This is a genomic window from Coleofasciculus sp. FACHB-712 (assembly GCF_014695635.1).
Classification (GTDB): domain Bacteria; phylum Cyanobacteriota; class Cyanobacteriia; order Cyanobacteriales; family FACHB-T130; genus FACHB-T130.
Genome location: NZ_JACJOQ010000356.1, coordinates 1 through 19570, shown reverse-complemented (window position 1 = coordinate 19570; position 19570 = coordinate 1). Strand labels below are relative to the sequence as shown.

Below are 19570 nucleotides of genomic sequence, written 5' to 3'. Positions count from 1 at the left end.
ACCTTATACTCCGTATGAAAATAAAAAAACTAGTTTTAATTAAGTTCTAGTTTACTCTTTAGCGCTATAAAATTAGGTCGTTATAGCTAACAACTTTGCAATGTATATTTTTAGTTTACTAGCTATGGAAGAAAGCCGTGACGGCTTAGAATTTGTTGAAAAATTGCTCTTTGCAAAAACCGGAAAATCTCTCAATAATATTCAAAAAGCTGTGTTGCATCAGTTTTGGCAATATCCTAGAAAAACTTATGAGCAATTTGCCAAAGAATTAGAATATTCCCCAAGTTATATTCAACAAACAGTTGCTCCTCAGCTATGGCGGCTTTTGTCTGGCATATTGGGAGTAAAAGTTAGTAAAAATAATTTTCGTTCTATCGTGGAAAGGCAATGGTTGAACCAAGTTTTGAGGAAAACTGGCAACCTAATTGAGACAGTAAATTCAGAATTGATGGATTTGGAATTTCCAGAGGGACGAGTTTCTATACATTCTTCCTTTTATATCGAGCGAGTCCCTCATGAAACAAGATGTTACACAGAAATTATGAAGCCAGGAGCCTTTATCCATATCCAAGCACCCAGACAGATGGGCAAAACCTCTTTGATGGGAAGGATTCTCGCTCATACTACAAGGTTAGGCTATCAAACAGTCAGCTTGAACTTGCAGAGAGTAGATCAGTTGATTCTCGCAAACCTAAATAGGTTATTGCGATGGTTTGCCTACGAAGTGAGTCAAAGACTGAAACTAAAACCGAGATTGGATGACTATTGGTCTGAGGATTTAGGTAGTAAGGCTAGCTGTACAAACTACTTTCAAGATTATCTACTAACACAAATTGATAAACCACTTTTTTTAGCAGTGGATGAAGTAAATGAAATTTTTCAATATCCCCAAGTTACCCAAGATTTTTTATCCCTTTTGCGTTCTTGGCATGAGGAAGCGAAAGATAACGATATTTGGAAAAAACTCCGCTTAGTAGTGATAAATTCTACGGAAGCTTATACCTCTTTAAATATGAATAAGTCTCCCTTTAAGGTAGGGATACAGATTCAGTTAGACTCATTTACTTGGGAACAAGTACAGGATTTAGCTGACCGCCATCGACTCAATCTATCAATCCACGAGCTATCTCAGTTGATGTGGCTAGTGGCTGGTCATCCCTATCTATTACGTGTTGCTTTATATCATCTGGCTCAAGGGAGTTTAACGTTAGAGGAACTGCTACAAACGGCTGCTTCAGATACCGGAGTTTATAGTGAATACCTGCATCAAAAATCGTGGTACCTACAGCAGCATCCTGAACTAGCAGCAGCATTTGAGAAGATGTTAAGAGCAAAAGCCCCCGTTGAGTTGGAGCAGTTACAGGCGTTTAAGTTACAGAGTATTGGGCTGGTGACGATGCAAGACAAGCTAGCAATGGTTAGCTGCGATCTGTATCAGCAGTATTTTGGCGAACGCTCTTAAAGCTAATGATAATAATCTTAATTAAGGCTTTAAAACTATTTAATAAAGATGATTTATTTGAATGTTAATAATTTTTACGAAAATAGCAAAATTAACTGCGAATTTAATCGTATTTTTGCTACATTTATTAGTATAAATTTTATCTTGATAAGAGCTATTAATTTACGAGATTACTGGATAAACCTCATAAATCAAGTTGATTGTATAACTGAAGTTTTTCTCTGGGACTGGCATATAGATGATTACTACAATCGCGATCCTAAAGCGCTGGATAAGATGTGTTGCAAGCGAGGCGGCTTTATTTCTTATGTTAGTTTTAATCCGATGGAGTTCAGGATGCTTCCTAATATTTTAAAAATAACAGATGTTTCTCAACTGCTGTCGCTAGTGGTTGCTAAATGGGCAATTGAAGATGCTGTACATAATAAATCTGAAAACTTCAATGGGTTTACGTCAGCCATTATTTTAGGTGTTTGAGGGCATAAGAATTGATTACATTCCTGACTAATTGTTTGCGGTTTTCAGTTTTAGAAGAGGTGTTGAAAAGCAGTAGCTTGCTTGATGAAGATACCCAACAAATTCTTAAAAAGAATAAACTGATTTACATTGGATGGAAAGAAAATTATTTTCCCGGTACGTTAGGCAACATCATGGCTCAATGGATTGCTAACCGCTTAAATTTGAGCCAGATTAACTGTATTGTAAATGCTGCCTCGGCGAGTTCATTAACTGGCGTACAAATGGCTATTAGCAAGTTGGCTGCATACCGTAGCTTCATGATCCTGGTTTGGGGTGTAGATACTGATAACTCAATTTTTATGCATATGTGTTTTAGTAAAATTCACACTTTTTCTAAACAGCAAAAAATCAAACTATTTAATGCTGATTTTGATGGAATGCTTTTCAGTGAAGCAATCGGGATGATGGTACTGAAGCGCCTTAAGGATGCTCAGAACGCCCCGCTATCATTACAGCAGTCAGATAAGCTGGTGCGAAAAATCCAACGGCTCCAATTTATGAAGCCTTTAATAGCAATGAAGATAAGGCATTGGCGAGTCTCTCTACCTACTAAAATGGGACGTTGTTTCATGGCGCTAGCTTTCAATAAGTTCAAAAAATTTTAAACCTCAATGCAGAAAAGCTAACTATGAAATGTGTCTTACCCAAAGTAGAGGAAAGACAGTTTGGACAGATTCCACCACAGGCATTTAATCCCATCGCCGCAGATATGGCATTTCAATGCCTGTTGATTTGGGTGCGGCATTTTAACCAAGCTGGAAGTTTACCTTTGCGATGTCAAAAAGGAGAGCATTTTCGAGAGATTCCCGTGGAAAAACCTTTCTATGTTTCGATGGACGTGCAGTTGAGCAATGAAACAAAAGTAGTCGCGAACATTACCTCGCATGACCAGGAAGGGAAGGTTTATTCGCGAGTGTTTGGCGCAGAAGTAACGATTAGTCGGCAACTGAAATGGTGAAATTTATGACAATGAAAGAAACGGTTCTCGATAGATTCCGTCAACAATTAACAGAAGAACCCGATCGCATTCTCTATACGTTTGTCAATGCAGATGGGCAAGACCAAGAATCTCTAACGTACCAAGAACTCGATCGCACGACAAAGCAAATCGCAGCATTCCTCATCCGGGACTGCAACCTGAAAATTAGCGATCGCGTTTTACTCGTTTACCCTCAATCGCTGGATTTCGTCAAAGCCTTGATTGGCTGTTTGTTGGCGGGTGTGATTCCCGTTCCCGTTGCGCCTCCCAATCCGTTCAAGTTGCAACATGACCTATCCGCATTTGAAGCGATCGCGCAAAATAGTGGCAGTTCAGCTATTCTCACGAATGGAGAGTACCTGGCGGTGAAGCGCCAGACTGAGGCGAGTTTGTTTCTCGATCAAAAAGGGTTTTGGTCAGAGTTACCCTGCTATCGAACAGACGACCTGCAAAATGATCCTGAATCGTTGCCCCAACGTCACGCGCCGACGTTAGAGGATGTCGCTTACTTGCAATACACCTCTGGCTCAACTTCCGCACCAAAAGGTGTGATGATTAGCCACGGTAACATCATGCATCAGTTGAGCGTAACCGGCGAGGAGTTAGGATTCAATGCCGACTCGCGACTAGTGGCGTGGGTGCCTCATTTCCATGACTTTTGTTTGGTCAGTGGGATTTTGAGTTCACTGTATGGCAACGGTCATCTTTATCTCATGTCTCCCCTGGCATTCGTCCAACGTCCTGCGGTTTGGTTTGAGGTACTCTCCCGCGTCCAGGCAACCCATACAGCCGCGCCAGACTTTGCCTATCTGCAATCCGTCCGCAAGACGACACCAGAACAGCGACAGCAGTGGGATTTAAGTTCGCTACAAGTGGTGATGAGTGCCGCCGAACCCATTCGACCTACTACTGTTGATCTGTTTCTCGATGCCTTCGCTGTCTGCAATCTCAATCCTCAAGTTTTTTGTCCCGCCTATGGACTGGCAGAACATACCGTCGGTATTTCGGGCTTGGGGCGTCGCCGCGTTACGGTGGAACGAGACTCGCTGGAGTGGGAACGGGTTGTTAAGGTAGCAGAGATTCCCGAAGATGGTCGTACCCTAACCTTGGTGGGATGTGGCAAGCCACTTGCCGGAGTCGATGTGCGGATTGTCGATCCCGAAACTTATCAGCAACGCCAAGCGGGAGAGGTAGGCGAAATCTGGGTCGATTCTCCCAGTAAGGCGCTGGGATATTGGGGATTGCCGGAACTTTCTAGGGAACTTTTCGAGGCTGGCATTCATGAGAGTGCAGGACGCTATCTTCGCACAGGCGATTTAGGCTTTTTGTTGGATGGCGAACTCTATATTGCAGGACGCTTAAAGGACGCGATTATTGTCCGGGGACGAAATCTGTACCCGCAAGATTTAGAAGAAACAGTCTGCCGTTGCCATCCGTTAATTTTACCGGGAGGAGCGGTGGCGTTTTCCGTATCCGATCCCGTCGTCAGAGGCGAAGAGCAAATTGCGGTCATTGCAGAGATTCGTGCCAATAAACCCTCCTCCGAACAACTCCACGAAATCGTGCGCCTGATTCGTTCCCACTTATTGCGAGAACATCAGGTCTCGTGTCGCACGGTTGCGATCGCATCTCCCGGTACAATCTTGAAAACCACCAGTGGTAAACTCCGCCGCCAAGCCTGCAAGCAAGCGTACCTCAAGGGAACCTTGCAAGAACAAGCCTTCCAAATCGATACCATCGCCTATCAAGAAACCACGAGTTCGGATCAACAAGAAGACCCTCGATTGCGAGGGATGACACCCGAATTTCACAAACTAATCAGTAACTTAGCGTTGCTCACCGGACAGCGGGGTAAAGATTTAAAACGTCGTTCGACCCATACTGTCGGGGTTACAGGCTTCGGGCAAGTTGAATTTCTGCCTCAGCCGAATATACCGGCCCATCCATTTTTCGTACCCGGTCAAAAGTTTCCCGTCATCGTGCGTCATGCAGCAGGGAAAGGCTTTGAAGACGATGCCATTATGGATGTTCGTTCTGCCACCTTCCGGATTGTCGATGGTTCTGCCGATGCCAAATGGGAAGACCTGGATCTGAATAAAACCCTCTTGGACGTGATTATGAACACGGGGCATAACTTTCCCTGGCCCCATGCTCAGTGCTTCTTCCGCTGGTTTAACAGCAGTATGCCAGAGCGGTTGAAAATGACGGAGGAGTATCCCTCGATCATTCCCAATTTCCAATACATCGCCCGCAACGCCGAATCCTGTACCAAACTGCATTATTTCAACAAAATGACGGTGTGGTTTATCGGTAACGATGGCAAACGCCGCTTCATGCGCTACCGCCTGCGGAATGCCGATATGTCTCCCGACTCCGGCTTTATTAATCCAGCCGATATGCCAGCCCCAATGGATCACGTTCCTCGCAAAGAAAACGATACCCGTCCCAGAACGTATTTGCGGGATGATTTTCAGCAGCGAGTCGAAAACGGAGGGGTTGACTACCTACTACAAATCCAGTTGCGAGAGGTGGAAGAGTCGGAGGAGTTAAACGAAGCTGCTAGGGAAACGACCATCGGCTGGGACGAAGAACTCTATCCTTACCATACGATCGCTCGCTTCTCGTTGCGACAAATCATTCCCAACGAGGTCATCGAACCCTTAGAATTTAACGTCTGGAATGCGCCGGAAAGTCTGGGAATTATTTGGGCAAAATCTCCCTACGAGGGGGCATCCGTCAATCACGCTCGCACTTTGGTTTATGAAATTGTCCAAAGTATGAGAAAAACCGGGCAGCCCACAGCCGCACTCATGGCGTTGGAGAGTATCCCGACCATTGAAGACGTTTCCCTCAAAGAAGCCTTAGAAAAGGCAGCTCAAACCATTCACGACTTTGCCAAACGCCGCAATTTTTTGGATGCACAAGAAACACTGGCGTTGCACGTCACGGAAACCGTTTTATCTAAATATCCAGCCGCCCTGCGCCACGTCTTAAAACAGTTTTTCGCTTGGGGAGAGGTGTTGGATCAAGTCATCGCACAGCAACCCACTCCCACTCAGGAACTCCAAGCGAGTATTGCTCAATACGCCCAGTTCGCTTCTGTCACCAATCGGGATGAAATCGAGGCGTTAACTCAGTTGCACCGTCGAGTGTGCCTGCGGGCGGAGGATCGACAGGGAAATATTAAGGCACTGATTTTTACCAACCGCAAGCAACTGCAACGCTACTGGCTGGGCGGTGCTTATTTAAGCAGTGCAGCGAACTATTGCTCTAGTCCAACAAAAATTCTGGCAGTGGATGACAATCGAGCTGTAGCCATCCATCGTTCCGTCGATATTCGACTAGAAGACGGCATGGTTATCCTGAGAGAATTTACTGGTTGTTGGGTCAAACACAGCGAGCAACCACAATGGACGTTAATCAGTGCCATTGGTACCGCCTATCAGCAAGTTCCTGTCGAGAATTTAGAACAAGCACAAGCGACCGTCAACACCTTCTTTGAGCAGGAAATCTCGCCCCACGAGTTGCGGTTTAAAGCTGAAGTCGCCCTCCTCGGCGCAGTGCTAGTTGATGCGTTTGAGCAATTCGTACCCGTCCAGGGAACCGGGTCAAATTCGCCAGACGAACCAGTCCGCCTCGAATCACCCCGTCATGTTTGCGTTATCGGTGCGGGGGTTTCTGGGTTAACTACTGCTTATGAACTGGAACGACTGGGACATAAGGTAACGGTTTTGGAGCGTCAGTTGCAGATTGCTGGCAAATGTGCATCGATAGAAATTGATGGGTACTGGTACGACTGGGGCGGTCATGTTTACACCGAAGAGTATCACGCCACCAAGCAACTGTTGGATGAGTTAGGAGTCGAACGCGAACGAACAACCCCCTATTTCACTTACGATTTTCAGCAGCAAACCGTTGTACCAGATGATGCTTCCCTGTATGAGAAGCAGAACTTTCTCAAATACCACGTTATGAAGTGGTCGGAGTTTCCAGGCATTGCCCGCCCCGGACTGGTGCATGTTGGCGATGCGCTGAGTGAATCGGTTTCTGAGTGGTTGAGCAAAAATCAGCTTCCAGAGATGGAGAAATCCTTGGGCATCGGTCATACGGCCGCTGGTTACGGCTACCTCGCTGATGACTCCATCCCCGTGATGAATTTCATCAAATACTCTGATGCCGCCGGGTTCATGTCCCTCAACCCGAATGTGAAAAATCGCCAGCAGATGACGGTTAAGGGGGGTTGGCTGAATGTCTGGAACAAGCTAGCCGCACAATTGCAGGATGTTCGCTGCAACGTCCACGTTACCAAGGTCGAGCGCATAGAGAAAGGGGTTCGCATCATCACGGAAAACGAGGAATTTGACTTTGATGAGATTGTTCTAGCACTTCCCTTTGACCACTCTCTAGAATTTCTCGATGCTTCGCCCCAAGAACGAGAACTCTTTGGCAAAATTCGCTACCTCGACTATTACACAACCGTTTGCACCATTGAGGGCATCCCACGCAATGCCTTCTATTTCTTGAAAGAAAACAATCTCGACCTGTCTACAATCGGGCATATTGTTTCGTTCCATCACCGCTACGACGAAACTGATGTTTATGCGGTCTATTCCTATGGCAATGCCTCGATAACGGGTGATGACATCATTGGCTATATCAAAGCAGATGTGGAGCGTATGGGCGGTAAGCTCGTTCAGGTACACGCGCAACGCGCCTGGAAATATATGCCCCACGTTAGCCGCCTAGAGTTGAAAGACGGCTATTACCAACAGTTTGAGGCGATGCAGGGGAAACACCATACTTACTACGTGGGTAGCCTGCTCAACTTTGAATTAATTGAAGCGAACGTTGCCTATGCCAGAGAATTAGTGCGTCGCTTCTTCCTACCAGCGCGTGAAGGCGTGCGCGTGCGCGAACCCTATGCCGCCGCAACGGCAGTAGTTGGCGTCTCCCAAGAACAATATGCCGGAGAACTGACGTTGGAAAAAGTTAAAGATTGGATCGTGAACCATATGGCAGCCGACTTAGACGTGCCAGTAACGGAAATCGATCCGCAAGCTCCCTTAGAAAGCTATCCTCTAGATTCACTGCTGACAGTGGGTTTAATTGGAGAACTTACCAGTTGGCTGGGTTGGCGGATTGAACCGTCTGTGTGGTTGGAGTTGCCCACGATTGAAGCGGTGGCAAACTATATTGTAGAGCAAGATGCTAAACAGTCTTATGCAACGGTTTCTCAGCTTGACCCCTTGCTAGTGGAATTTCGCAAAGGCGATTCCAACCAGAATGCAACTCGCCACAATCCTTTATTTTGCGTACATCCCATTGGCGGTACCACCTCAAAGTACGCCGGACTGTTCCGTCACCTGGGTAAAGACTATCCGCTCTATGGCATTCAAGCACAAGGGGTAGAAACCGGAAAAGCGATCGCAAACATTAGCGATATGGCGGCGCGGTACATTCAAGCCCTCAAAAAACGCCAGCCCGAAGGTCCCTATTCCCTCAGCGGTTGGTCATTTGGAGGATTAGTTGCATTTGAAATGGCTCTCCAACTTCTGGAAAATCGCGAACAAGTAGACTTCGTCGCCTTATTCGATTCGCCTGCTCCTTTGAGCGAAACAGCTCAATATTCTAATAGCGATCAAGAAGATTTAGAAACCTTCCTTTCTGACTGGTTCAACAAAGACGTACTCGCCAGCAATTTAGACTTGCAATCCGAGCGAACCGAACGATTGTTTGAGGTCTTTAAATTCAATTGGCAAGCAATGAGAGCATACACCCCGACGCGGAAATGTACCTGTCCCGTATTTCTATTAAAAGCCGAAAAACAAGCAGCCATTCAGGGATATCCAGAAGGGGTTGAAGCGAGTTTTGATTGGCAACCTTACGTCCAAAATTCTGTTCGTACAGAAATCATTTCGGGTGTCGATCACTACTCAATTATTGACAGCCAAAAGTTAGTTGCTAAATTACGTCAGCTCATTCAGAAAGAGCATTGTGTATTAGCGAAGCCCTAATTGATTTGTGAAGTCGAAATCCCCGACTTCTTTAAGAAGCCGGGGAGCTAAGAGGATATTTGGAAATACGGAGGAAGTCAGAGAAACATCAGGCAAGTCTGCGTAGCATCAGTCGAATCATCGCAATGTAGATAAATGCCTCTGAGGAAGCAGGTAATCGCTCGAAATCTACATTCAGACGACACCAAGATAACCAATCGCAAGTAGAGAGCGATTTTTTTGGGGGGGGAGATAGAGCAGGCGACGCGGTAAGATGGCTCAATGTCGGATTCATCCGAACCTGCCATCTACCAGCTCAAACTGGTGCTGCGCTTGTAACTTGCTAAAGTTGTGGAGTGACCTGTGGTTTTCCGGGTTGCATCTGCTTGCTATAAAGCACTATTTGCTATGTGAAGGTGAAAATTTTCCAATTGAACCTCATATCAGTACACCTAAAACAAACAATTTCCAATTGCGTACTTAATTCTTTACTGAGCAACGATTGCATCTGGATTTTGTGTGAGAAATTGTGTATAAATTCTTAAAAGTCCTGAATTCAAGAGGTTAGTTAATGAAAATATTAGGTCAAATATTCTGTGCTATCTTAATTGGACTTTTACTAATACTAGGAAGTGCTTTTTCATTCACTGAATTGGCATTTGCAGATGAAATTGTCGATTTTGCCATTTCCTACCCTAACCGATATTCGACCCCCTCTGACCTACGGGGTTCAACCCATGAAATGGCATTTCATGGCGATACCCTCTGGATCACGGGGCAAAACTACGATCAGCTTATCGCCATCAAACCAGATGGCACAATGACCTTCTACCGCATGCCTCAAAACAGTGGCCCCCACGGGATTGCCTTCGATCAAGCGGGTCAGCTTTGGGTCACCCTTGAATTTGCCGGAGAAATTATCCGCCTCGATCCGACGCATCCCAACTACGATTCAGCCACTAAATACGATGTTCAGTTAGACTGCACCACCTGTACCGAGGAAATTAACACCCATCCGCATGGCTTAGCAATTGGCAGCGATGGTAAAACCGTTTGGTACACTGGCAAAGCCACTGGTACCATCGGTCGCATTACACCAGATGGCACCATTGACACTTTCCCCATCTCAACGGTAAACAATCCAAGAGCAACTGTAGGCAGTGTACCGATCTATATCCATGCAGATGCCGAAGGCAATATGTGGTTTACCGAGCTAGTAGGCAATGCCATTGGACGCATTACATCCAATGGAACCGTTGAAGAGTTCAAGATTCCCACTCTCAACAGTCGTCCGATCGCGATTGTGCCTGGACCGGATGGTAATATGTGGTTTACCGAAGAGGCTGGCAACAACGTTGGACGCATTAAACAGAACTGCAAAACTAATTGCATTACTGAATTTCCAGTACCCAAGCTGCAAAATAATGTTCTTCTAGCAGCACTGGCATTTGACACCGACCATAACCTCTGGGTTCAGCAATATGTGGATGCGAATCACCCGTCACCACCTGGCAGCGATCACCTGATTAAAATTGACAAGCAGATTCTAACCACCAATTCTTCTGATATCAGCAATATTCCAATTGATTTCTATGAGGTTCCGACTCCCGGAACAGTGATGCATCGCATCATACGAGGAGCTGATGGAAATCTCTGGTTTACCGAATTAAAGACTGACAAAGTTGGCAAAGTAAACCTCTCTTTCCTAAGAGATTCTTGAGTTAGAGGTTGCGACAATGCTGTCAAGGTACGCCTTTGTATAGCAATACAGTACCGAAGGCGAAGGCGATCGCTGGATCGACTTTCGACCCACTGCTGAACCGGAAGTTAAGCCTCACCATTAGCTAAACTTGACATCAATTGATAGTTAACTTTGTATCAACAGGGTCAATCGCTACGAATTCCCTACTCTTCGTAGTGGTTTGCTTGGACTTTGGGATCGGCTCATTGGACCGGGTGCTACTCCCGCCGAAAATATCTTGATTCTTACCAGTGCCTTTGTAGGTGCAGCTTTGGCAGCATTTCGGCTTTGGTTGCTTGGGTTTGGCTTCTTACCAATTGCTGTTGGAGCAATCATCGGCTTCGATATTATTGGCGGTGCTGTTTGTAATGCAACCGATACGACAAAGCGTTGGTACCACCGACCCGAAGTGAATTCAGTTGAGCACATTACATTTATACTGCCGCACCTGCTCCACATTGCACTCGCGGCATGGTTTTTTCGCGTGGGTGTAGGATTTGACTGGAACTACTTCACGTCAGTGAGTGCTTGTCTACTCTTGGCGACGGCAGTTGTGTTAGCTGTACCCGTTTACCTCAAGCGACCCTTAGCTGTGGGGTTGTATCTGATTGCTGTTGCAATAGGACTTTACAAAGTTGGTTTTACACCTGGGTTAGAGTGGTTCATCCCAGCATTATTCTTGAAGTTATTGATTGGTCATCTTGTACCTGAGAGGCGCAAATATAGCGAAGGTGACACCAGTCGCAAAGTAGCGATTGAAATGCTTATCAGATAGAGGTTTCAGGCTTTTTTTACTCCTCCGACTGGTTCTCTGAACGCAACCAGCAATTTGCCAGCTATGGCAGAGTATCGTTACCACTGTCTGTTCTAGTTAGTCCCAATGCAATGAAGCTACAAACCGGGTCGATTTAGTACATAGTTACTAATTGATGCAACATTAACTCAAATGCCTACTTTAGGGCGAAAGTAGGGAAAACAGCCCTAAAGTTGATTGATTTTTCAGGGGGTCTAAGTATGGCTCCTTCTTCTACTCAACAATCAAAAGTTGGTAAATTTCTTAATCCATTTCGCTGTTCTCCAAACTCCCATAAGTATGCTGAAGTGAGAGTGCGGGAATACCTGGTGCCAAGAGAAGTTGAGTCCGTGCGAGACGGCGAAAATAGAAGGTTCGTGCAACCAGGGGCAATGCTCGTGTGTTGTCACAAAAGTCAACCCTTTTTGGGGCGGAATTGATAAGTAATACAAATCATAACTTTGCCTAATTTGTCTCCTTCTAGGCAAAGTATGCTGAAAATATTTACCCCAGCATGAGGGATTGACCCATGCTATTTCTCACCAACCAACTTCCATTTTTGGCAAAGATATTTTCTCGCCATCTGCTACCATCGAAAAAATTATCAGTCAAAGCCATAATGAGCGCGACCAAAAAAGTAGGTAATTCTTGGGGAAGAAGTGTCCATTTTCGACGAGTTCTTCTGTATCCCAATGGGGTTTAGCCATTCATTCTCAACTCTTATCAGGCAATCTCAGATTTGAGTTGAGCATAAATGAATAGATAGTCGCATTTTCAGAAATTTATCAAAAATCCAAATTTAAGAGAGTTTGTCAAATCCAGTCAAATTAGTATATTTAGAAAACTTATTAATAAGCCGTGAAAACGGGTATCATTCATCGTTAAAAGACAAAGGCTGAAATCTATACATATCAATAGTTTCAAGTCAGGGGTACCCCTGGTTGCACCAACCATCTATTTTCGCCGAGTAGCAGACATCCAGCTAACCCAAGCAAGACCGATGTGATCGCTCCCCATCGATTAGTTCCCAAGCGAACTAACTCCATGATTAAATAGCTTTCTAGAACGACACTTCTGATAAGTAAATGAGTCGCCTAGCCGCGAAAACTCTGGTGCTGACAATACCGCTGCCACTGACTCAACACCCAGCAGCGGTATATTTGGATGGACTGGCGGATGGTTCCAGACCGACAATGCAGCAATCACTCGATGCGATCGCCCAACTCCTGACGAACAATCAGTGCGATGCAATGACGCTGAATTGGGCAGCACTGCGCTATCAAAACACTGCTGCTATCCGCACGGCGCTGATGAAACGATACGCCCCGGCGACGGCGAATAAGATGCTGTGTGCGTTGAGAAGAGTGCTCAAAGAAGCGCTGAGATTGGATTTGATGGATGCGACTGATTATGCTCATGCGGTGGATTTTCCGAGCGTAGCAGTCAAAAAAGGACTCAGAGGACGGGCACTGAGTCAGGATGAAATTGCCGCGCTCTTTCAGGTGTGCGTTGATGACGCAACACCCACGGGTGCTAGAGATGCGGCGCTCATCGCTATTTTGAGGGGCGCTGGATTGCGTCGGGCTGAAGCGGTAAATCTGGACTTGAAAGACTTTAACGCCAGCCGCGGTCAGCTGGAAGTGCGCGATGGGAAGGGGGGGAAAGATAGAACTGTGTATCTGTCGAGTGTAGCGAGCGCTCTCGTGGAAGATTGGCTTGTTGTCAGAGGCTTGTCACCGGGTCCGCTATTATGTCCCATCAGGAAAGGCGGACGGGTGGAACGGCGACGGATGACTCCCCAAGCGGTGTTATTGATTGTGCAAAAACGCGCGAATGAAGCTCTTGTAGCAGCATTTTCTCCCCACGATTTTAGAAGGACGTTCTGCTCAGACCTCCTTGATGCTGGTACTGATATTGTCACGGTGCAGAAACTCGCAGGACACGCTTCACCCGTGACCACTGCCAAGTATGACCGACGCGGGGAAGAAACGAAGCGTAAAGCTGTGGAGCGGTTGGAGATTCCTTACACTCGGCGAGGGTGAAGGTGCGATCGCTTCATCCTTTAGTTATGTCGTTTGAAGGGGTAATGACCCAAAAGTCAGGACGAAGCTACAGTAACCGGACGCTAAAAATTCTTTGGGGGCGTGCTGCGGGGCGTTATGCAGTTCCATCCTATCGAATTGAACTGTATGCAGATGCTACCGACTACGACACTATCGTCATCATTGGTGAAATAGCGCATATAGAAGCCTCAAGTGATTCAGGTCCACGTGCAAACAAAACCCTGGCTAAAAAGAGCGGGATGAATACGACAATCTCATTTTGCTTTGTCAAAACTGTCATACCCGTCTTGATGGGCAAAAAAATACAAACTCAGTTAAGTATATAAAGCAACTTCGTAGCGACCAAGCCTGGGTACGAAACAGCTTACCTGAGCGCGGCAGAATCACTACAGGATGGGCAACGATACTTCTACAAGGTTCACACCCATTTGGCTTAGAACCTGCAATAGCCTAATAGCCGCCCTCATTCCAGATTTTCCTTCAGGCGATCCCCTCGTTGTTAGAGTAGAACCTGATAAGAGTCATGGCAAAGTATACAGACGCGACTAGCAGAACACGTTAATACATTGCTTAACACTAGCGGGCCTTTTGATTTTAGGCTTGCTATTTTTCCTTTAGCTCCTGTTTCTGCTTGTCTTGCACTTGGCTATTACCTTACTAATTGTCCACGTGTACGCTGATTTCAGTATCATCGCGATGGCTACTCATGGTCATGGTCTAATAAAGCCTCATTTGCTAACGACATAAAAGTTACTGAGCTGACGGACATTAAGATAGCTTCTACCGACGAAATAGCAAATTGCTTTCACCTAAGACGCGACTAAGAGGTTTGAGAGATGGGACAAAAGACTAAAGCGTAATTCCCCAGAACCAGACTAAAAATGAAAGCCCCGATTAAGGAGCTTTTTAAATGCCTATTCAACAACCTTGGAAACGCGCCAAGCAGTGTGACTGCCAATCTTTTTAAATCTAGGCTTGCCCCCCTCATCATTGAGGGGAATTTTAGAAAAGGCAAAGGAGCCACGAATAAAAGTGTGTTTACCATATTTAGTAATTGGCTTAACCCCTACGAGTTTCGTCACTTGGTCAGTAGAGAGAAGCCAGCCAGCAGCCGCAGCCCTTTCCAATTCTTTGAGATATAGCAGCGGCTCCATTGGTGGTGCCACTGGCTTCAGTGCTGCGGCAATCTCTCGCACCAGTTCAATAAAATTGTCTGACGACTTGTCCAGTTGTCCACTGGACAATGCAGGCTTGTCCAGTTGCCCGGTGGACAATTCCCGCTCATCGGCTGAAATCCTTTGGAGTTGCTGGATTTCAGCCTCTACTGGCTGGGCAAAATTCTCAATCTTGCCCCCAGTTTTTAAATACTTGTCCAGTTTGTCCAGTTTGTCCAGTTGCTCTTGAGAAATCTTCCCTCGTGCTGGCTTCTGGATGTTTAAGCCCTTAATCCTATCGTCTACAGCCTGCCTGCTGCTTAGGTTGTAGCGTTCTTGTAAGCTGCTAACACTAATCAAATTTTCCATTATTATCTCAACTTGTCCAGTTGTCCACTGGACATATTTTATTTTGTCCAGTGGACAACTGGACAAAATAGCCACTCTAAAATGCCCTCAAACTGATGGAAACAGTAGTGTCCATACAAAACCCTTTGCAATTGGTTACAGGGTATCTTCGTGGGAGTGACTTACAAACCTTGCTACATCATGCTTCCAACTCAATAAACCTTTAATACAGAGGCGATTCATTGAATGAAAGGAGACTTCCTTCAGCAGGAATCGTCTTTTCATCTGCTTTACAGCCAGAAATTGTGAGTTATTACAAGGAATTGCCCTGCCAGCTCTGGAGCAATTATTGATATTGATGCTGAGCTTGTAGCCCATTATTTACCCCAAAACCAACTAACAATTATCGCGGCGGGATGACCCGCTGCGATCGCTTCCCGAACTTCTTCAAGTTTCCCAATCGGGATGACCTTAGAGTAAACCTTTCCTCTGCCTCCCAGTTGATAACGGTAGAGGTTGTATTCATAAGTTTTTAATTCCCCAGAACTGAGTTTTTTATGCTTAGTTTGAAGCTCGATTCTGCCTGATGGATTAGCTTGCCCTTTGTCACATCGCCCTGGCTGACGAGTTCCTTTAGGCGATCGCTTTCTAGTCGGTTCTGGGGAATTAGTTTTAGGTTGCGCTCGGTCCGTATTCCAAACCCGCCAAAGTTGCTCTGCTGGAATGAGGACATCGCTATCAAAACCATCCCAGCGAACAACTATCAGGGGTAACTTACCTCCTAGTAGCTCCTGCTGCTGCAATCCCTGAACTGTGCCAAATTGCTGTAAGCCCTTCCGCCAACGGACACGATCGCCTATTCTCCAGACATCATCGGGATCTAGCGGTTCATCGCCCCAGCCGTCCCTTTCGTTCCACCGCACGGTGGTAAACCAGCCGCAAGCCTCACAACCATCAACAGAGTGATGACAAGTACAAGACTCGACGGAGGGCGACGGCGGCGACTCTAGGATCGAGAAGATTTCCAGCTGCTGCTCTCTGGCTTCTAATAGTTCCGCTGCCGCTCGGAACTCCAAGGGGTCTAGCCAATTCTTCGGGATGTTGTACCAATCGCTTAGGGTAGCCGGGTCTAATACCTCGCCCTTGTTGAGAAGCCCGTTCTCTCTCAAAAAACTCTCTAACCTGGTCTGTCCAGGTGGTCGCCCTTCCCCAGTCGAACTTAAGCCCCCTGGAGATTCCAACCAAAAGTACCCGCTCTCTAAGGAAGGGCGATCCAAAGTGTCCGCTGCTGATAAGAAGTTTTTCCCACCTGTAGCCGATTTGTTCAATAGCTCCAGCGAGGATTTCAAAGTATGAGCCACTTGCCCATCCGGGTTTAAAAGGGCAGCTAAGTAATCCGGGCACGTTCTCAATGCAGAAAAATCTGGGCTGCACTGCTGCGATCGCTCTGATGACGGCGGGGAAACAATCTCGCTCGTCATCGGCTCCTTTACGCTTTCCCTGGACTGAGAAAGGCTGGCATGGTGGCGAGGCTGTGATGATGTCAGCATCAGTGATGCAGCTGTATTTGATATTTGTCCAGTCCAGATGCTTGATATCTCCAAGGATTGTGCGTCTAGGGTATCGCTTGCTGAGGATGTCGCGGCAGTAGAGATTGTTCTCGCAGAGTCCAACGAGGTCGAAACCGAGTTGCAATCCGGCGAGAGCGAAGCCTGCCCCGACGCCGGAACAGAAGTCAAGTTGGGTGAATTGCTGGGTTCTCTCCACTGTGTTAGCCCTGTCCATTTTTCGAGATGTTTATCAGTGCCCTGAAATGATTTTGCAGATACGCGATCCACCGAAACCTTTACCCAACAACGGGACTTCGGACACCAGCCCTCAACGCGATCGCCTACCTTAAGCCCCGCTATGTGGTTAGTCATAGAACCTCTCAGAGGGCAATTCCTCATTAAATGAATCGCAGGACTTACAAGAATTGCTCTGGCTTTCATCACCATCGGGGAGTTTGATAAACTTCGCTTCGCGCCCACAGTATGAGCAAGTACCATCGGCTAAAATCTCGTAACGGATAGCCTCCGAGCGATCGTCAAAAAAGCGAATATTAGTGCAATTAAAATCCGGTGTTTCGTGTGTCATTCTGCGTTTCTCCCTGCAAGCCATTGACGTTCATCATCGTTTTGTACTTCACTGCCCCAGCCGTCTCTAGCTGCGGAGTGGCGCTGGCGAGCTTCCATCTCTTCCGTTGAAGTGCGATCACTCTTTCTCAAACTCATCTTTTGAGCCACGGCTTGAACATTCAGCCGTCGCTGATTTACATCTCGCAGCGTCTCGCGCCAGCCATCGCGGTCGATTAAGTCAAGTTGCTGGCATATTGCAGCGTCTAGCCGATAATCCAGATAAGGCTCAAGTCCCTGGCTAATGTTTGAAGCAGCAACGCAGCTGGGATTCTGGCAAACCGGAATTCGGTCAGTGTCCCAGCGGTAATCTTCAATCACCATTTGCACCAGGTAGGTTTGAATTGTGCCCGTGTCATGGCAACAGAAACAACGCCAGTTTGGTTGCCACAGTTCTTTATCCCGCCCCGGCTCATCTTCCGGGCGAATAATGTCACGAGGAAGTTTTGGGAGATTCATGACTCAGCCCCCCAAATTAATCCGCTAGCATCAGCCCACTCTGCAAAAGCTTTCCGCTCATCTCTGGTAAGTGCTGGCTCACCTTGAGCAATCCAGCGCGGTTTACCTTGGCGAATTTGGGCGATCCATTCGTCGCGGCGAGGGTCACTTGCCCACTTTTGTTTGTTCACCGCTGGCATCTGCGACGGTGACAGCTGCTTAAGCCATAGCTGATTTAATTCTTCCCAATTGGCAGCGATCCATCTGTCGGGCAATTCCGGAGGTTTCGGCAACTGACCTGCCCTCTTTCTTCCAAACTCTAAAAAACTTTCTCTCTCTACCTCTGAGAGAGAGTTAATAAAAAGTTGATAAGAATTTGGAGGATCGCCAAATGCCTCACCAGAAGGACTTTTCGAGAAATTCTTTTCCGCAATCGTGGACTCAGTTTCCGCAATCGTGGACTCAGTTTCCGCAATCGTGGACTCAGTTTCCGCAATCGTGGACTCAGTTTCCGCAATCGTGGACTCTTTTCCGCATTCGCGGAAAACTGCGCTTGTTGACAATGAAACAACGATCCCTTTAGGTGCTTCCCAATCAATAGAACCCTCTTCTCTGAGACGGCTTATCGCCCCGTAGAAAGCTGATTTTTGAATGCCTAATTCGCTGCAAACTCTGCTCTGCTCAAGCCTGAGCTTCCAGCCAGGTTTGCACTTGATGAGAATATAAAAGTGAAGCAATCCCTTAGCGGTAATGTCGCCGCTGCTGTATTTAGCGATCGCATCCTCCAGGGTCAGACGATAGTATTGTTCACTCATCCTTGCCCCCCTGAATTGGATTTTCGTGGCATAATTGTGGTTAACAAAAGAAGTAAAAAAATTAAGTAGCTCCTGAATTATCATATAGGGTAATGCAGTAATTACTGAATTACTATGATGAATTTTTCTAATGCTCTCGACAAAACTCTTGATCGATATGGCATCAGCGCTAAGTGGTTGTCTGAGCAATCTGGCGTAAGTCAGCAAATGATTAGCGGCTTTAGAAACGGGAAACAGCGGATTTATAGTGATAGCTTAGAAAAGCTCCTTGCTGCTCTCCCTAACGAAGTCAAAGATTACTTTTTTGGATTAATGGGTAGCGCAAATTTAGAGGCTGCAATCGCATCAATGGACGATGCAGAAGTTTCAGATTTGTTAATACTCGTAGCAAAGCGATTCAATAAACCCCCCAACCAAACTAGAGACACTAATCTGGTAAATGCATGAATAGCAATGATGGGCGACTCCGGGATCGCAGTGGAGAAGTTAGTGATTCGAGTAAAGGCCGTATTCATTAGGATCAAGACCAAACTCTTCGAGGAACTCATTAATAATCATTTCCGACGCCAACTTTGTTTTGTCCAAAGCTTTTGTCTTGTTGTATGCAGGACTATCCTGCATTTGAGGGCTGTGGCTTTTGATAGTTGCTAAAAACTTAGTCTGAGCATCAGTCATCTCTTTCTTCTCGTAGTGAGTTGTTGCAGCACTTTTAACACTATGAGGATGAGACCTTATACCGAGATGTTTCCAGACAATGCATTCGTAGAGGCTTCCTAAACTGCTTGAGTGAGGCGCAACTGGATGGCTCCAAACCTCTAACAAATCGTGATTGTTTCAGCTACCCAGCCCACCTGCTTGAAATAATTTACTAGGAGTCCTCCTAGTAAATTATTTTCTGCCTGCCTTCACTGGAGGTGTAGCAAGCATTGAGCAAAATAGTATCAGGTCAATTATGAACCCTCTGCGTCTGAAAGATTTTTGACAGATAGAGGTGGCGGTGGAGGCAAAGAACCTGTAGGTAAAGATTGCAACGCCATTAGTGCAGGAGCCACCTTTTGTTGGGGAGTACGACGATCGTAAACCTTGCGTTG

At 46.3% G+C, this 19570-nt stretch carries 18 protein-coding genes and 1 pseudogene; 11 read left to right on the top strand and 8 right to left on the bottom strand.

Annotated features, from left to right (window positions below; translation table 11 throughout):
* Positions 1 to 124 precede the first annotated feature (124 nt).
* From H6F50_RS09365 to H6F50_RS09345, 5 genes are read left to right on the top strand one after another with little or no spacing between them, the layout of a single operon-like run.
* Positions 125 to 1462, top strand: coding sequence for an AAA-like domain-containing protein (locus H6F50_RS09365; protein WP_190428480.1), 1338 nt, complete (start codon positions 125 to 127; stop codon positions 1460 to 1462).
* A gap of 48 nt (positions 1463 to 1510) precedes the next feature.
* A complete protein-coding gene (locus H6F50_RS09360; protein ID WP_190428479.1) occupies positions 1511 to 1939 on the top strand; it encodes a beta-ketoacyl synthase N-terminal-like domain-containing protein in 429 nt (142 codons plus the stop codon).
* Between the two features lie 11 nt (positions 1940 to 1950).
* A complete protein-coding gene (locus tag H6F50_RS09355; protein WP_190428478.1) occupies positions 1951 to 2586 on the top strand; it encodes a beta-ketoacyl synthase N-terminal-like domain-containing protein in 636 nt (211 codons plus the stop codon).
* 23 nt (positions 2587 to 2609) lie between these two features.
* Positions 2610 to 2939 carry a polyketide synthase dehydratase domain-containing protein gene (locus H6F50_RS09350; protein ID WP_190428477.1) on the top strand — a complete coding sequence of 110 codons (330 nt, stop codon included), beginning with the start codon at positions 2610 to 2612 and terminating at the stop codon, positions 2937 to 2939.
* A 5-nt stretch (positions 2940 to 2944) separates the two neighbouring features.
* The gene (locus tag H6F50_RS09345; RefSeq protein WP_190428476.1) at positions 2945 to 8974 is read left to right on the top strand and encodes an FAD-dependent oxidoreductase; all 6030 of its coding nucleotides are present in this window, start codon (positions 2945 to 2947) and stop codon (positions 8972 to 8974) included.
* Between the two features lie 88 nt (positions 8975 to 9062).
* Here H6F50_RS09345 and H6F50_RS27020 read toward each other — a convergent pair.
* Positions 9063 to 9170, bottom strand: a pseudogene (locus H6F50_RS27020) (IS5/IS1182 family transposase); the annotation flags it as partial.
* Between the two features lie 354 nt (positions 9171 to 9524).
* On the opposite strand from H6F50_RS27020, the gene H6F50_RS09335 reads away from it, so the two are divergent.
* The 5 genes from H6F50_RS09335 to H6F50_RS09315 all read left to right on the top strand — a co-directional run bounded on the left by H6F50_RS09335 (position 9525) and on the right by H6F50_RS09315 (position 13876).
* Positions 9525 to 10673, top strand: a complete 1149-nt coding sequence (locus tag H6F50_RS09335) for a hypothetical protein (RefSeq protein WP_190428475.1) — start codon at positions 9525 to 9527, stop codon at positions 10671 to 10673.
* A gap of 202 nt (positions 10674 to 10875) precedes the next feature.
* On the top strand, positions 10876 to 11469 hold the full coding sequence (locus tag H6F50_RS09330; RefSeq protein ID WP_190428474.1) for a hypothetical protein: 594 nt from the start codon (positions 10876 to 10878) through the stop codon (positions 11467 to 11469).
* Between the two features lie 239 nt (positions 11470 to 11708).
* Entirely contained in the window at positions 11709 to 11927 is a 219-nt protein-coding gene (locus H6F50_RS09325; RefSeq protein WP_190428473.1) for a hypothetical protein, read from the top strand.
* Between the two features lie 645 nt (positions 11928 to 12572).
* Complete coding sequence (locus H6F50_RS09320; protein WP_190428472.1) at positions 12573 to 13529, top strand: tyrosine-type recombinase/integrase; 957 nt, start codon at positions 12573 to 12575, stop codon at positions 13527 to 13529.
* 2 nt (positions 13530 to 13531) lie between these two features.
* Entirely contained in the window at positions 13532 to 13876 is a 345-nt protein-coding gene (locus tag H6F50_RS09315) for a hypothetical protein (RefSeq protein ID WP_190428471.1), read from the top strand.
* Between the two features lie 588 nt (positions 13877 to 14464).
* Here H6F50_RS09315 and H6F50_RS09305 read toward each other — a convergent pair.
* The 6 genes from H6F50_RS09305 to H6F50_RS09280 form a co-directional block, all read right to left on the bottom strand.
* Positions 14465 to 15073 (bottom strand): hypothetical protein, encoded by a 609-nt coding sequence (locus tag H6F50_RS09305; RefSeq protein ID WP_190416014.1) that lies wholly within the window; start codon positions 15071 to 15073, stop codon positions 14465 to 14467.
* A gap of 356 nt (positions 15074 to 15429) precedes the next feature.
* A complete protein-coding gene (locus tag H6F50_RS09300; protein WP_190416015.1) occupies positions 15430 to 15975 on the bottom strand; it encodes a hypothetical protein in 546 nt (181 codons plus the stop codon).
* Between the two features lie 31 nt (positions 15976 to 16006).
* Positions 16007 to 16837 carry a DNA cytosine methyltransferase gene (locus tag H6F50_RS09295; protein ID WP_190416016.1) on the bottom strand — a complete coding sequence of 277 codons (831 nt, stop codon included), beginning with the start codon at positions 16835 to 16837 and terminating at the stop codon, positions 16007 to 16009.
* Positions 16838 to 16966: 129 nt separating this feature from the next.
* Positions 16967 to 17188, bottom strand: a complete 222-nt coding sequence (locus H6F50_RS09290; protein WP_190416017.1) for a hypothetical protein — start codon at positions 17186 to 17188, stop codon at positions 16967 to 16969.
* On the bottom strand, positions 17185 to 17685 hold the full coding sequence (locus tag H6F50_RS09285) for a hypothetical protein (RefSeq protein ID WP_190416018.1): 501 nt from the start codon (positions 17683 to 17685) through the stop codon (positions 17185 to 17187). The genes H6F50_RS09290 and H6F50_RS09285 overlap by 4 nt, the downstream gene beginning before the upstream one ends.
* Positions 17682 to 18479 carry a hypothetical protein gene (locus H6F50_RS09280; RefSeq protein WP_190416019.1) on the bottom strand — a complete coding sequence of 266 codons (798 nt, stop codon included), beginning with the start codon at positions 18477 to 18479 and terminating at the stop codon, positions 17682 to 17684. The genes H6F50_RS09285 and H6F50_RS09280 overlap by 4 nt, the downstream gene beginning before the upstream one ends.
* A 114-nt stretch (positions 18480 to 18593) precedes the next feature.
* Here H6F50_RS09280 and H6F50_RS09275 point away from each other — a divergent pair, with 114 nt between their 5' ends.
* Complete coding sequence (locus tag H6F50_RS09275) at positions 18594 to 18926, top strand: helix-turn-helix transcriptional regulator (RefSeq protein WP_190416020.1); 333 nt, start codon at positions 18594 to 18596, stop codon at positions 18924 to 18926.
* A 39-nt stretch (positions 18927 to 18965) separates the two neighbouring features.
* Here H6F50_RS09275 and H6F50_RS09270 read toward each other — a convergent pair whose 3' ends face one another.
* Positions 18966 to 19154 (bottom strand): hypothetical protein, encoded by a 189-nt coding sequence (locus tag H6F50_RS09270; protein ID WP_190416021.1) that lies wholly within the window; start codon positions 19152 to 19154, stop codon positions 18966 to 18968.
* Positions 19155 to 19570 lie beyond the last annotated feature (416 nt).

Excerpts from the sequence above, each read along its gene's own strand:
- H6F50_RS09365 (WP_190428480.1), top strand. The coding sequence starts at position 125 with ATGGAAGAAAGCCGTGACGGCTTAGAATTTGTTGAAAAATTGCTCTTT.
- H6F50_RS09360 (WP_190428479.1), top strand. The coding sequence starts at position 1,511 with ATGATTTATTTGAATGTTAATAATTTTTACGAAAATAGCAAAATTAAC.
- H6F50_RS09350 (WP_190428477.1), top strand. The coding sequence starts at position 2,610 with ATGAAATGTGTCTTACCCAAAGTAGAGGAAAGACAGTTTGGACAGATT.
- H6F50_RS09345 (WP_190428476.1), top strand. The coding sequence starts at position 2,945 with ATGACAATGAAAGAAACGGTTCTCGATAGATTCCGTCAACAATTAACA.
- H6F50_RS09335 (WP_190428475.1), top strand. The coding sequence starts at position 9,525 with ATGAAAATATTAGGTCAAATATTCTGTGCTATCTTAATTGGACTTTTA.
- H6F50_RS09325 (WP_190428473.1), top strand. The coding sequence starts at position 11,709 with ATGGCTCCTTCTTCTACTCAACAATCAAAAGTTGGTAAATTTCTTAAT.
- H6F50_RS09320 (WP_190428472.1), top strand. The coding sequence starts at position 12,573 with ATGAGTCGCCTAGCCGCGAAAACTCTGGTGCTGACAATACCGCTGCCA.
- H6F50_RS09305 (WP_190416014.1), bottom strand. The coding sequence starts at position 15,073 with ATGGAAAATTTGATTAGTGTTAGCAGCTTACAAGAACGCTACAACCTA.
- H6F50_RS09295 (WP_190416016.1), bottom strand. The coding sequence starts at position 16,837 with ATGGACAGGGCTAACACAGTGGAGAGAACCCAGCAATTCACCCAACTT.
- H6F50_RS09290 (WP_190416017.1), bottom strand. The coding sequence starts at position 17,188 with ATGACACACGAAACACCGGATTTTAATTGCACTAATATTCGCTTTTTT.
- H6F50_RS09285 (WP_190416018.1), bottom strand. The coding sequence starts at position 17,685 with ATGAATCTCCCAAAACTTCCTCGTGACATTATTCGCCCGGAAGATGAG.
- H6F50_RS09280 (WP_190416019.1), bottom strand. The coding sequence starts at position 18,479 with ATGAGTGAACAATACTATCGTCTGACCCTGGAGGATGCGATCGCTAAA.
- H6F50_RS09275 (WP_190416020.1), top strand. The coding sequence starts at position 18,594 with ATGATGAATTTTTCTAATGCTCTCGACAAAACTCTTGATCGATATGGC.
- H6F50_RS09270 (WP_190416021.1), bottom strand. The coding sequence starts at position 19,154 with ATGACTGATGCTCAGACTAAGTTTTTAGCAACTATCAAAAGCCACAGC.